This window comes from Reyranella sp., from assembly GCF_050185545.1.
Lineage (GTDB): Bacteria > Pseudomonadota > Alphaproteobacteria > Reyranellales > Reyranellaceae > Reyranella.
The window spans coordinates 15,966-28,662 of the sequence record NZ_JBFWZI010000043.1; the positions used below are offsets into that span (position 1 = coordinate 15,966).

Annotated in this window: 14 protein-coding genes; 8 read left to right on the top strand and 6 right to left on the bottom strand. The window is 65.4% G+C overall.

Annotated elements, in window-relative coordinates; translation table 11 throughout:
• Positions 1-53: 53 nt before the first annotated feature.
• On the top strand, positions 54-1,190 hold the full coding sequence (egtB, locus tag AB7O82_RS14385; RefSeq protein ID WP_428540511.1) for an ergothioneine biosynthesis protein EgtB: 1,137 nt from the start codon (positions 54-56) through the stop codon (positions 1,188-1,190).
• Positions 1,187-2,152: an L-histidine N(alpha)-methyltransferase gene (egtD, locus tag AB7O82_RS14390; RefSeq protein WP_428540514.1), complete on the top strand. Its 966-nt coding sequence runs from the start codon at positions 1,187-1,189 to the stop codon at positions 2,150-2,152. Before egtB ends, egtD begins: the two co-directional genes overlap by 4 nt.
• Here egtD and AB7O82_RS14395 read toward each other — a convergent pair.
• From AB7O82_RS14395 to AB7O82_RS14415, 5 genes are read right to left on the bottom strand one after another with little or no spacing between them, the layout of a single operon-like run.
• Positions 2,130-2,411, bottom strand: coding sequence for a hypothetical protein (locus AB7O82_RS14395; protein WP_428540517.1), 282 nt, complete (start codon positions 2,409-2,411; stop codon positions 2,130-2,132). The two genes, egtD and AB7O82_RS14395, sit on opposite strands and share 23 nt — an antisense overlap.
• A complete protein-coding gene (locus tag AB7O82_RS14400) occupies positions 2,408-3,535 on the bottom strand; it encodes an amidohydrolase/deacetylase family metallohydrolase (protein WP_428540520.1) in 1,128 nt (375 codons plus the stop codon). Before AB7O82_RS14400 ends, AB7O82_RS14395 begins: the two co-directional genes overlap by 4 nt.
• A 56-nt stretch (positions 3,536-3,591) precedes the next feature.
• The gene (locus AB7O82_RS14405; protein WP_428540523.1) at positions 3,592-4,809 is read right to left on the bottom strand and encodes a winged helix-turn-helix domain-containing protein; all 1,218 of its coding nucleotides are present in this window, start codon (positions 4,807-4,809) and stop codon (positions 3,592-3,594) included.
• Complete coding sequence (locus AB7O82_RS14410; RefSeq protein ID WP_428540526.1) at positions 4,806-6,377, bottom strand: GMC oxidoreductase; 1,572 nt, start codon at positions 6,375-6,377, stop codon at positions 4,806-4,808. Before AB7O82_RS14410 ends, AB7O82_RS14405 begins: the two co-directional genes overlap by 4 nt.
• 11 nt (positions 6,378-6,388) lie before the next feature.
• Positions 6,389-7,204: an aldo/keto reductase gene (locus AB7O82_RS14415; protein ID WP_428540529.1), complete on the bottom strand. Its 816-nt coding sequence runs from the start codon at positions 7,202-7,204 to the stop codon at positions 6,389-6,391.
• 107 nt (positions 7,205-7,311) lie between these two features.
• Here AB7O82_RS14415 and AB7O82_RS14420 point away from each other — a divergent pair, with 107 nt between their 5' ends.
• From AB7O82_RS14420 to AB7O82_RS14435, 4 genes are all read left to right on the top strand, one after another.
• Positions 7,312-7,965 (top strand): DUF2161 family putative PD-(D/E)XK-type phosphodiesterase, encoded by a 654-nt coding sequence (locus AB7O82_RS14420; RefSeq protein ID WP_428540532.1) that lies wholly within the window; start codon positions 7,312-7,314, stop codon positions 7,963-7,965.
• Positions 7,962-8,570 carry a class I SAM-dependent methyltransferase gene (locus AB7O82_RS14425; protein ID WP_428540535.1) on the top strand — a complete coding sequence of 203 codons (609 nt, stop codon included), beginning with the start codon at positions 7,962-7,964 and terminating at the stop codon, positions 8,568-8,570. The genes AB7O82_RS14420 and AB7O82_RS14425 overlap by 4 nt, the downstream gene beginning before the upstream one ends.
• Positions 8,567-8,896 carry a hypothetical protein gene (locus AB7O82_RS14430; protein WP_428540538.1) on the top strand — a complete coding sequence of 110 codons (330 nt, stop codon included), beginning with the start codon at positions 8,567-8,569 and terminating at the stop codon, positions 8,894-8,896. Before AB7O82_RS14425 ends, AB7O82_RS14430 begins: the two co-directional genes overlap by 4 nt.
• An 85-nt stretch (positions 8,897-8,981) precedes the next feature.
• Positions 8,982-9,734, top strand: a complete 753-nt coding sequence (locus AB7O82_RS14435; RefSeq protein WP_428619645.1) for a hypothetical protein — start codon at positions 8,982-8,984, stop codon at positions 9,732-9,734.
• Here the strand turns inward: AB7O82_RS14435 and AB7O82_RS14440 are convergent.
• Entirely contained in the window at positions 9,712-9,900 is a 189-nt protein-coding gene (locus tag AB7O82_RS14440) for a hypothetical protein (RefSeq protein WP_428540544.1), read from the bottom strand. The genes AB7O82_RS14435 and AB7O82_RS14440 overlap by 23 nt on opposite strands.
• A gap of 19 nt (positions 9,901-9,919) precedes the next feature.
• On the opposite strand from AB7O82_RS14440, the gene AB7O82_RS14445 reads away from it, so the two are divergent.
• Together AB7O82_RS14445 and AB7O82_RS14450 are read left to right on the top strand one after the other, a co-directional pair.
• The gene (locus AB7O82_RS14445; protein WP_428540547.1) at positions 9,920-11,200 is read left to right on the top strand and encodes an O-antigen ligase family protein; all 1,281 of its coding nucleotides are present in this window, start codon (positions 9,920-9,922) and stop codon (positions 11,198-11,200) included.
• Between the two features lie 109 nt (positions 11,201-11,309).
• Entirely contained in the window at positions 11,310-12,680 is a 1,371-nt protein-coding gene (locus AB7O82_RS14450; protein ID WP_428540550.1) for a sugar transferase, read from the top strand.
• Positions 12,681-12,697 lie beyond the last annotated feature (17 nt).

A 12,697-nucleotide genomic window follows, 5' to 3' on the forward strand; every position in this document is an offset into this window, starting at 1 on the left:
ACCAGCAGACGCTGAGCAGACGGGTAGTCGATTCTCCTGGTCCCGAACGGTTCATGACCGTACGCGACTATACCGAACGTCTCGCGGATCCCCTGTCTCCCGAGGACCAGACGGTCCAATCGATGCCTGATGCCAGCCCGACCAAGTGGCATCTCGCGCACACCACGTGGTTTTTCGAAACCTTCGTGCTGAAGCCGTATGCACCGCGCTATCAGCCGTTCGATCCGGCCTACGAGTACCTGTTCAACTCCTACTACGAGGCGGTCGGCCCGCGGCATCCGCGCCCGCAGCGCGGCATGATCACGCGTCCCGGCGTCGAGGAGATCCTGGCCTATCGTCGCTATGTCTCCGAGGAGATGATCAAGCTTCTGCACAGCGGCGACGATCGCATCGAGCCGCTGGTCGAACTCGGCCTCCACCACGAGCAGCAGCACCAGGAATTGGTGCTGATGGATGCCAAGCACCTGCTGTCGCTCAATCCACTGCGCCCGAGCTACAGCGCTGCGGCGCCGACGCTCTCGTCTCAGGAGGGTCCGCTGGAGTGGCGCCAGTTCGCCGGCGGTCTGCATGAGGTCGGCCACGCAGGTCCCCGCTTCGCCTTCGACAACGAGGGACCACGACATCGCGTGTGGCTCGATCCGTTTGCGGTGGCGACGAGACCCGTGACCTGCGGCGACTATCTCGCATTCATCGACGATGGTGGCTATCGACGCGCCGATCTCTGGTTGTCGGCCGGCTGGGAGTGTGTCGGCCAGCGCGGCTGGCAGGCGCCGCTTTACTGGCAGAAGGGCGGAAAGGGTTGGCAGGTCTTCACGCTTGCCGGCATGAAGCCGGTCGATCCGGCCGAACCGGTCTGCCATGTCAGCGCTTTCGAGGCGGCGGCCTACGCCAAGTGGGCAGGTAAGCGCCTTCCGCGCGAGCAGGAGTGGGAAGTTGCCGCGGAATCGCTGGGCGGCGTTGGACAGGTTTGGGAATGGACCGCCAGTCCATATATCGCCTACCCGGGGTACCGCGAGCCGGCCGGCGCCATCGGCGAGTACAATGGCAAGTTCATGGCCAACCAGATGGTGCTGCGCGGCGGCTGTGCCTTCACGCCGGCGGATCACATTAGACCGACTTACCGGAATTTCTTTCCGTCCGAAGCGCGCTGGATGTTCGGTGGCCTTCGCCTGGCAGAGGATTTGCGATGAACGTTTCGGCATTGGCGATCGAGGGGCTCGAGGCCGTCGACCGGGGTGAATTCGAGGACGCGGTTCTGTCGGGACTGTCGCGCCATCCGCGCGCCATTCCCGCCAGGTTCCTGTACGACGAGCGGGGCTCGGAGCTGTTCGACCAGATCTGCGAGTTGCCCGAGTACTACCTGACGCGCACGGAGACGGGGATCCTTGAGGCCTGCGCACCCGAGATCGCCGCGATCGCCGGGCCGGGCTGCGCACTGATCGAGTACGGCAGCGGTTCCAGCGTCAAGTCGCGGCTGCTGCTTGATGCCATGGTCGATCTCTCGGCGTACGTGCCGATCGACGTCTCGCGCCGCCATCTCGACGCCACAGCGACGGCACTGCGACGGGATTATCCCGATCTCGAGGTTCGTCCGGTCTGCGCCGACTACATGGGCCTGAGCGAGCTGCCCGGGGAGGTGAACGGCGCGCGGCGGCTCGGCTTCTTTCCGGGTTCGACCATCGGCAACCTGACGCCCGGTGAATCGACGGCGTTCCTGCGCCGCGCTCGCACGTTACTTGGCGAGAGGGGCGCCCTGGTTCTCGGCGTCGACCTGAAGAAGGATCCGCGCCGCCTGCACGACGCCTACAACGACTCCGCCGGAGTCACGGCGCAGTTCTCGCTCAATCTGCTGCGTCGCATGAACCGCGAGCTGGGTGCCGATTTCGATTTGGCGGGCTTCGCCCACGACGCTTTCTACAATGCCGTCGAAGGGCGCATCGAGATCTACCTGCGCAGCCTCAGCCCGCAGGTCGCGACGGTGGCCGGCCGACGCTTCAGCTTTTCGGCGGGCGAGCGGATCCACACGGAATGGTCCTACAAGTTCGACAGCGCCGGAATCGAAGCACTTGCCGACAGCGCCGGCTTCGTCATTGCCCGCACCTGGACCGATCCGGCGAACCTCTTTGCGGTCACGTATCTGGACGCGACTTGAGTCTGGCGGTGAGCTCCCTGTGAAGATGATCGTCGCGTATGCGCGGCAGCATGCGACGTAGCATCTCGTCCGTCGGCCGGCCGGAGCGTTCGGCTTCGGCGAGATCGACGAGGAACGCGGCAATCTCCTCCTTCGACGCGAAGCCCATGTAGGTGTCGTCCGCCTCGTCGATGTAGCACACGGGCGAGCTGGACCGGGGTGAATCGGCCTCTGGCGCCCTGGGCTTGGGCGAACCGGGCTTGTCGCCTTTCCCGGTCATGCCGGATGCCACCATCGGCCGGCGAGCACGACGCCGGCCGACAACAGGCGCTTGTCGCCCGACATGTGTTCGCCAATCGAGTCGGCATAGTCGAACGTGCCACTCACCAGGTCGATCACGGTCGCCTCGCCGACGCTGCCAACCTTCAACGTTCCGAGACCGGGTCGCTTGATCGCGAGGGCGGCGTTGACTGTGGCGAGCTTGATCACCGTCGACAGGTCGACGCCAAGGCAAAGGAACTTCGACATCGTGGTCAGCAAGTCGAAGGCCGGCCCCTCGATCGAGATCACGTGCACGTCGGAGGAGATGACGTCGGGCAGGAAGCCGGCAGCCAGCATTCCGCGCGTGGTGCCGAAGCCAAATGAGCCGCCGCCATGGCCGATGTCGAAGATCACGCCGCGAGAGCGGGCGGCGAGGACCTCGTCGCGCACCTTGCCGTCAGCCCGCACCGGCGCATTGGGGAAGGGGCGGAAGCAATGGGTGAGGATGTCGCCCGGCCGCAGCCGGTCCATGACCTCGCGGCGCGACGGCGGCGGCATGTCGAGATGGGCCATCACCGGCAGTCCCACCTCCTCGGCGACGTCGAGGGCGATGTCGAGTGGCGCAACGCCGGAATCGCCGCTCGCCGTGCGGCCAACGCGCACCTTGATACCGAGGACGAGGTCCTTGTGCTCATGGGCCACGCGAACCGCCTCGCGGGCGTCGATCAGGCGCATGTCGCAATTCTCGCCCACCATCACAGCCTTGGAGAAGGCGAAGATCCCGGGGAAGGAAACGTTGAGGTAGGGCAGGATGCGCACGGCGGAAGGTTCGATCACGTGCTTGCGGAAGCCATGGAAGTTGCCCGGCCCGGCGCTGCCGGCGTCGACGAAGGTGGTGACCCCGCCGGTGCGCGCCAACAGCTCGGCCTCGACGCCGAGCGACGTGCCACCCCAATAGACATGGGTATGCAGGTCGATCAGTCCAGGGGCGACGATCTTGCCCCGAACGTCCCGTTCACTGGTGCCCGACAGCCCGTCGCCGATCGCCGAGACCTTTCCATTGGCAAAGGCGATGTCGGTCAACTTGTCGAGCGCCTGCGAAGGGTCGACCACCCTTCCGTTCTTCAGAACCAGATCGTTCATCGCCCCAGGACATCCCTTGCTTGCATTCGGATTGCCGCGGCCGCGGCACGCCAGCCTTATCGCACCGTCGCCATGGCCTTTGCCAGCGCGCCGGCGCGGGGCAGGGATACGTTTTCGAGGCCGAGCCAGTCGGCCATCAGGCGCAACTCCTCGCGCAAGGGGCCGGCGACGACGCGCGCATCCTGCCCGGGTTCGAGATGCAGGGCGGGGACGACCAAGGTGGAGTTCGCACGATCGGCCTTGAGGTCGACCCGTCCGACCAGCCGGTCGCCCAGCAGGAACGGCAGCACGTAGTAGCCGTGCTTGCGCTTGGCCTGCGGCGTGTAGATCTCGATGCGATAGAAGAAATCGAAGATCCGCTCGGTGCGGTCACGCTCCCAGATCAGGGGGTCGAAAGGTGCCAGCAGGGCGCGCGCCTCGACGCGCCGCGGCTGGCGTGCCTCCGGATCGAGATAGGCCGGATAGTTCCACCCCTCGACGTCGACCGGCAGGAGACTACCGGCCTCGACGAGCTCGGCCAGGCGCGCCTTGGTGTCGGCGACGCCGAGGCGATAGTAGTCGCGCAGGTCGAATTCCGTTGCAACACCCAGCGCGCGTGCCGACAGGAGCAGCAGCTGCCGTTGGGCTTCCTCGGCCGGCGGGGTGGGAAGGTTGCGCACGCGCTCCGGCAGGACGCGCTCGGTGAGATCGTAGACGCGTTCGAAAGTGCCGCGCCGCGTCGCCGTCGTCACGAGGCCGGCAAAGAACAGCCATTCGACGGCCAGCTTGCCGTCGCTCCAGCCCCACCACGCGCCGCGGCCGGCACCGCCGTTCGACAGCTCGGACGCAGCGATCGGGCCGCGGTCGGTGATCTCGCGCAGGACCTCGTCGATGTAGGCGGCCTTCTCGCGGCGAAACTGGTGCAGCTTGGCCTTGCCGTCGCCGGCGTTTGCGGCGGCCCGCTGCATCCGCCAGCGCAGCAGGGGCTGGCTGTCGAACGGCAGCAGCGATGCTTCATGGGCCCAGAACTCGAACAGGCCACGCTGGCTTTTGCGCCCCCAGGCGAGACGGTCGAGATGGTCCGAATCGTAGTTGCCCAGACGCGAGAACAACGGCAGGTAATGAGCACGAGCCAGAACGTTGACGGAATCGATCTGCAGCAGACCCAGCCGGTCGATGGTGCGCTTGACATGGCCGGCATTGGCGGAACCGTCGGGTCGTTCGGCGGCGAAGCCCTGGGCGGCGAGGGCGATCCGTCGTGCGGCCGCGGCGGAGAGCTTTTTGCGGCGGCTCATGATGTCACTGCCGCCGGCCGCTCCGCCTTCGACAGGCGATCGACCAATCGCGCCGCCAGGGCCAGCAAGGTCAGGGTCGGATTTGAATGCGACGATGTCGGGAACACGGCGGCGCTGCAGACAAAGAGGTTGGGGATTCCCCAGACCTGCAGCTGATCGTCGACGACACCGTCGTTCGGCGACGTGCTCATTCGAGCACCGCCCATGTGGTGATTGACGTCGCTCAAATGGCTCTCGAAATCGGCGGCATCGGCTTGCAAGGTATCGAACAGTCGCACGTGGCCCAAGCCAAGTCTTTGGATTTCCTCGCCCAGGGTTCGACAGAAGCTCAGGACGGTGTCCCAGGTCAGGCGTCCGATGCGCCAGTGCAGACGCGCCTTGCGCGCGCCGAAGCGATCCCGCTCCCCGCTCAAGGCGATGTAGCTGTCGCATGACGGTTGCTGCTCGCACATCAGGGAGAGCTTGGCGGCCGCGCCCGGCTTGTAGATCAACCCGCTGCGCGCAAGCGTCCACAGGCCCGTAGCAAGCTGTCGGCTGCTGCGGGCCATCTTCAGCGCGCTCGCCAGCCGCGGCTGGCCGACGAACGATTTCAACTCGGACAAGGGGCCGATGGCATCGCCTTCGTAGAGCCACATCAGGCTGGCCGAGATGTTGAGCAGACGGTTGGTGCGCTGCCAGTCGGCGCCGGCGCTGAGGCGCACAGAATAGCGGCGTCCGCCGCGCACGCGGGTGCCGAACAATTCCTGCAGCGCCCGCATGTCCGAAGAATCGACGTAGCCGGCGTCGAGGCATGGGTGTTCCATGAAGGCCTTGCCGAGCCAACCGGAAGCACTGCCGAGGCCGCCTGCCATCTGATGGTCGTTGAGTAGCAGGATGCGATTGGCTTCGACGCCCCCGCACGCGAGCACCAGGGTCTTGACCGGCATCGTCCGGCGCCGGCCGCGGAAGTCGCCGATCTCGATCGTCTGGACCCGGCCATTGGGCGCGAGATCGATGCGCAGGAGGTGGGCGTTGTAGAGCACCGTGACGTCGCGCTCGAGGACCTGCCGGTGAAGCTTGTAGAAGTTGGGCTGTCTCGCCCACTTGGAATAGTGATAGTGCAGCAGGGCCGGATCGAAGCCCGGATCGCGGCGATCCAGCAAGCCGAGCATGTCCGAATCGTAGTTGCGCTCGTCGACCCCCATGAACCGGTTGGCGATGTCGTAGTAGGGCTGCAGCGTGTCGAAGGCGATCGGCCAGCCGCTGTGCTCGACCCAGTCACGTTTCTCGAAATCAAGCCTGCCGAAGGGCAGGGACTGGCCGCCCCAGGCCGTCGTCGTGCCGCCGATCGCGCGCTTGCGGTTCCACACGGCATTCGACATTTTCTTGCCGGTCTGCTCGATCTCGTTGAGGCTCTGGCGGTCGTCGTCGAGCTCGAAATGGCCACTCTCGATCACCAGCACGCGCCTGCCACGGTGAGACAGCAGGGCGGCGAGCAGGATGCCTGCAGCGCCCGCGCCGGCGATTGTCACGTCGAACGCCGCCCGATTGCCGTCGGGCGACTGTGTGTTGGCGTCGATGAACGGCATGTCCTGCCGGGTTATGGCCCAAGCGCCCCGACATTGTCGCGGATGTGGGCCAAGTTCGTCGAGGAGAAGAGAACCCGCCCACCCGGATTCGCCGACACGCAGCCCGCCAGGGCGCGCCCCGGTGCGCGGCCATCGCGCGCCACGCCACGAAGGCAGCTATGGAAGATGTGGATCTTCGAGGGAAACCGGTTGGGCAGTTCGGCATGCTGCGGCCAGGCTGGCCCGTACTCGTATTGCAATACGTCCCAGTCGGCGAGCTCCGCCGGGGTGAGCGCAAGATAACGGCTGCCGTGGGCCGCCACGCCGAGCTGGCCGATCTTGCCTGCCGCGCGCAGCTGCAGCAGGAAGTCGAGAGCGGCCGGCGCGAGAGAGGCCGGCAACGCCTCGTGCAGGAGGTAGAGATCGATGGTGTCGGTGTCGAGTGCACGCCGGCTGGCGTCGAACGATGACTCGACCTCGGCCCGTTCGATGCGACGGGGCAATGGCTCGGCGTCGGCTGCGGGTGGATCGTCGGTCGGCTTCGTGGGCGCGGGTGGGGGCTGCAGGCGGCGTCGCAGTGCGTTCAAGCGCATGGCGAGCCCCACCGGCAAGCGGGGCGCCCGTCCAGACGGCAGCCCGAACTTGGTTGCGATGCTTACCTGATGGCGCCTGCCGCGCAGAAAGTCGCCCAGCAGCCGCTCGGAGTAGCCGCGACCGTAGACCGGCGCCGTGTCGAAGTGGCGGATACCCAATTCGAGGACGCCCTCCAGCAGGTCGCGGGCCCGGCGAGGGCTGGCCAGCCCGGCCAGGGCGACGCAGCCGAAGCCCAGGCGATCCACAGCGCTCATCGCCCGGGCTTCGATCCGTTCGTCGTGCCTGGATGCGGCAATTCCATCCTCATGGCTCCCCCGGTAACCGAGCCGTCCGGCACGAAGGCGTGTTATACTATTAAAACATGACGTTGGAGAGCGACCTTTATGCGCCGGTGAAGGCACTTCTCGAAGGACAGGGCTACGTCGTCAAGGGCGAGGTGCGGGGTTGCGACGTGGTCGGGGTGCGCGGCGACGAACCGCCGGTGGTCGTGGAGCTGAAGCGCAGTTTCAGCCTTTCGCTGGTCTTTCAGGGGATTGACCGCCTGGCCTTGTCGGAACGGGTCTATCTTGCCGTCGGCAAGTGGCCGAAGCCGATGAAGGCGGTGCGGAAGCTGTGCCGCCGGTTGGGCCTGGGCCTGCTCGTGGTCGAGACCGGGCGCGCCGAGATCGTGCTCGATCCTGCGCCCTACCGGCCACGCCTGGACAAGCACAAGAAGGGCCGCTTGCTGGGCGAGCATGCACGTCGGGTTGGCGATCCGAATATCGGAGGCTCGACGTCGCGCGTTCCCTTGATGACGGCCTATCGCCAGGAAGCCCTGCGCTGTGCCGGGCTGCTGGTGGTCAATGGACCGATGGCGCCCAAGGCGATGCGCGCCGCCGCCGACGTACCGAACGCGGCGAAGATCCTGCAGCAGGATTTCTACGGATGGTTCGAACGGATCGAACGTGGCGTCTATGGCATCACGCCGAAGGGAAGATCGGGGCTCGAGCAGTTCGGTCGCAAGGGGCCGACGTGAGCGTCCGGGCCTTCAAGACGTTGGCCAAGAACAGCTGGCATCGCTCGTTTCGCGTCTTGCAGCGCGCCGGCATCAATCTTCTTCCCGCACATTTCTATTCGTGCGTTCCCGATCTCGACGATTTGGCGCGGCGCACCGACTGGCGCAAGCCGCGCAGCATGTACGGTGTCGCTCATCGCGACATCGACGGCCAGATGGCGCTGCTCGGCGAATGGCTCGCGCCGCAGACGGAGCGCCTCCGTCAGCGCTCCATCCATGCCGAGGCGATCGCCGGGAGCGGCAGTGACGGGGGGTACGGCGAGATCGACGCGGAAGTCCTGTTCGGTTTTGTCGCCACCAACAAGCCCGGGCGCATCATTCAGGTCGGATGCGGGGTCAGCACGGCCGTCATCACGATGGCTGCCGAAGCGGTCGGCGAGAAGCCCGAGATCGTCTGCATCGAACCCTATCCCAGCCCCTACTTGAAGGAGGCGGAAAGGAAGGGCGTTATCCGTCTGGTCGCCCAGCCGGCCCAGCTCGTCGACTATTGGCAACTCGCGGCGCTGGGGACCGGCGATCTCCTGTTCGTCGATTCCACCCACGCCGTGAAGCCGGCAGCGAGGTGAACTATCTGATCCATGAAGTGCTGCCGAGGTTGTCCAATGGCGTTTGGGTGCATTTTCACGACATCTATTTCCCCTACGACTACACGCGCGGCGCCCTCGACAGCGATCTCTTCTTCCCCCAGGAGAGCACGCTGCTTTACGCCTTCCTGACCGGCAATGACCGCTATCGCCTGGAAGTTTGCCTCAGCATGATCCACTACGCTGCGGCAGACAGGTTGCAACGCCTGATTCCCAAGTATCGGCCCAACGATCAGATTGACGGCCTCGCGGGCCAGAGGGGCAAGCACTTTCCGAGCTCGGCTTGGCTGCGTGTTGTCGGCCGTTAGCGGGAGGCGACCGCCCGCGACGGGCATTGCGGCCGGGTTCACTCATGAACCGTATTCCTATGCACTTTTTGAGTAGAATGCGGCAATGATCGCACGACCATCCAGGGCCGGGAGTGGCATTGGAGACGCTCTCTCGTCGATCCCGATGGAGTGGCTGCTGCGGGCGGTTCTGGGGGGTGGCTGCGCCGTGCTGATGTACCTGGCATGGCCGGTTGCTTCGGGCGCGGTGGAAGCACAAAAGGCCGACAGGGTCATGTTCGACCTGCGTACGCGGCAGCCGTTGAAGCTGCCCGCCGTGCTGGCAGCGATGCAGGCGCTGGATCGGGCTGTCGATGCCGATCCGGTCGCTGGCCGGCGCCTCAAGCGAGCTGAGTTGCTGGCTGGCGCGGCACTGGCGACTGTGCTCCCGGTGAGCAACGAGCAACGTGCGAGCTGGCTGAAGAAAGCCGAAGCCGATCTCGAGTTCGGTCTCGCCAACGACCCCGCTCGGGGTATCGCCTGGGCGCAGCTCGCTTCCGTCCGCCAGGCGCTCTACGGCGCGTCGGCAAATGTCGTGTCCGCGCTTTTGATGTCGATCGACACGGCGCCGATGCTCAACGTCTTATGGCCGCCCCGCCTGCAGCTCATCTTCGACAACTGGCGATTCTTCACACCCGAGGAACGCGAGCGGGTCGTCGCGCATGTCGCCCAGACCTGGCGCCTGAGCACCGACCGCCGCTGGTTTGCCGAATCCATCCGCTCGCCGATCGACGAGCTCTTCCTGCGCCATGCCCTGGGTGACGATCAGAATGCCCAGGACGAGCTCGAGAAGCTGATCAGGGGTGTGCGGAAGAAATGAGCGGCGACATCGAGGAGACGGACAGACGGCGGCTGGCGGTGCTGGCGGTGATGCGCCAGGCCGCCGACTGGCTGGTCATGGTGGTGCTGTTTGGCGTGATCGCCTTCTCGTCCATACCGATGGGTGCGAACCGCGACTGGGCCTGGGGGCCGATCGTGATCGTCATCAGCTTGCTGGGCCTCGCCATGGCCGCCGGCCTGGGAACTCGGTCCGGATTCGAGGTCGCCGACGCCGAGCGCAAGCCGTTGCTGGTTCTGCTCGCTCTGTTCGCGCTGTTCATCGTGATCGTGCTGCTGCAGATGACCAGCTGGATGCCGGCGACCGCGGCGGCATGGTTTTACGAACGGGCGGCGAGGCTGCTGGGGGCAGCGAACACGCCGGTGCCTTCATTGGCCGTCGACGCCGAACGCAACAGCCTGCTCAAGGCCATGGCTTGCGGTGCCATCTTCTTGATGGTTCGTGCGCTCGGTCGGCGTGCCTTCCGCCCGCGGCTGTTCCTGATGTTCTTCGTCGCCAGCGCCGTCCTGGTGATGACCTACGGCATCACGATGCAGATCACGACCAACTCCTGCTATGTCGGTGGCTATCTCAAGAAGGAGGGCGGCTATTCCTCGTTGACCGACGCCTGCGTCATGTCCGGCACCTTCGTCAACAGCAACTCGTTCGCCGCCTATCTCGGAATGGGCATCGTGGCAGCGGTCGCCCTGATCTTTGCGCCTCGTCCGCAGCCTCGCCTCGTCCTGTACGGTTATGAGGAGGTCGAAGGCGTTATCGCCTCGTTAACGGGATTTCGCCTGACCCTGCTGGCGATCTGTCTGTTCCTGCTGAGCGGCATCCTGATATCTGCCTCGCGAGCCGGCTTCGTCTCCACCCTGGTTGGCGTTGGCCTTGCCATCGGTTTGCTGATGCGGGGCCGTTGGCGTTCACGGCCGGAGTTGACGCGGATTTTTCTCGTGGCGCTGGTGTTGGTCCTCGTCGTCGGCCTGTTTGCCAGCGGCGCGCTGATTTCCAAATCGATGAAGGCCCACGATGGGGGCAACCGTCTCGACATCTGGCTGGCATCGCTGCACGCGCTTCGCGAATCACCCTGGCTGGGCTGGGGCCTCGGCAGCTTCGCCGATATTTACACGGTGCTTCAGCCGCCGGCGCTCACCCAGGCCAACGACCTTGCCCATTCGACTCCGCTCGAGCTCCTCGTCGAGCTCGGCATTCCCGGGGGGATCGTGGCCTTCGCCATTGTGCTCTTGCCTTTGGCCGTCTGCCTGCGCGGTGCACTCAGGGCGCAGCGTGGATCGCGCTATCTCTCCGTCGCTGCCCTGGCGATGCCGGTCGTGCCAATTCTCCACTCATTCATCGATTTCAGCCTTCAGATGCCGGCCATCGAATTTGCCGTCACCGCCATGCTCGCCATCGGCTGGTCGCGAGCCTTTGCTTCCCAGAACGGAAGGCAAAGGCAATTTACCTGACAGGATGCTCTCAATTATAATCACTTCGGGTGAAAATGTATGCCATTGGGAGGCATACGGTGAGTTTCGAAATTGCCCTCGGGAGAGGCATGACGGACGCTTTCAATCGATGACCGCGCCAGTTGACAGCCGTGGTGAAGGGCAATTCACCGGCAGCGGCTTTTCCGGCGTGCTGCCTGCCGATTCCCGGAGCCATGCCTCGGGACGGGGCCCCACCGCCACGTCAGCCCTGCGTTCGGCACCGCAACGCTTCATCGAGACATGGGTCGACGCCATGGTCGGCTTCCTGTTCTGCGTGGTGCTGCCGATCCCGATCTATGCCGTCGGCCAGCCTTTTTCGCACGGCGTACAAGGCGCCGAGCTTACCATCATCACCACGGCGCTCGCCTATTCGTTCGTCTGGTACTGCGCGCGCCGTCTCGACACCTTTCCACGCGCTGCCCTGCAGGGCAATTTCGGCTACGTGGCGCCGGTCGCAGTTCTCACCTATGCGTTGTTTGCTGCCGTGCTGCTGCTGCTGAGGCTGGACTATTCGCGCGTCCAGTTCTTCGGATCCGGCCTCTTGACCATGTTGTGGATGGTGGGTGTCTCCCAGCTGCGGGCGCGCTACCTGGTGCGGGCCTATGCCGTCATTCCGAAAAGCTCGATCGCCGCCATGCCGCAGCTGGGCACCTGCCGTTGGCTCGATTTCGACCTCGTGCGCCAGCAGCGCCTCGGAATCGATGCCATCGTCGCCGACCTCGGGGGCGAACTGGAGAAGGGGCAGCTGGCGGCACTGGCCGACGCCGCGCTCGCCGGTGTGCCGGTGCTCGATCGGCGGTACATCCTCGAGTCACTGACCGGCCGCACGCCGCTCGGCGGACTGACGCCCAACGAATTCGGGGCATTGTTGCCGTCGCGGCAATATCTCGTCATTCGCCGGCTCGTCGAGCTCTTCCTGACGGTGCTGTGCCTGCCGCTTCTGCTTCCGGTGATGGCGATCGTGGCGGTTGCCGTACGGCTCGACAGTCCTGGCCCGATCTTCTTCGTGCAGACACGCATCGGCCGGCGCAGCAAGCCGTTCCGGATGATCAAGTTCCGTACCATGTATCACGGAGCCGGCGGGCCGAGCTTCACAACGGCGTCGGACAAACGGATCACCAGGGTCGGCGGCGTCCTGCGGCGCAGCCGGCTCGACGAGCTGCCGCAGCTGATCAACGTCTTGATGGGCGACATGAGCTGGGTCGGCCCGCGGCCGGAAGCGGCGACGCTCGAGGAGCGCTACGTGCGCGACATCGAGCACTTCGCGCTGCGCGGCATCGTGCGGCCGGGCGTGACCGGCTGGGCGCAGATCAACCAGGGCTACGCCCATGAGGCGGATGAGATGCGCTCGAAGCTCGAGTACGACCTCTACTACCTGAAGCATTGCTCGCTGTGGCTCGACCTCGTGATCGTGCTGCGCACCTTCGCGGTCATCTTTCACGGTACCGGCGCCCGCTGACCGCTCATGTTCCTGGA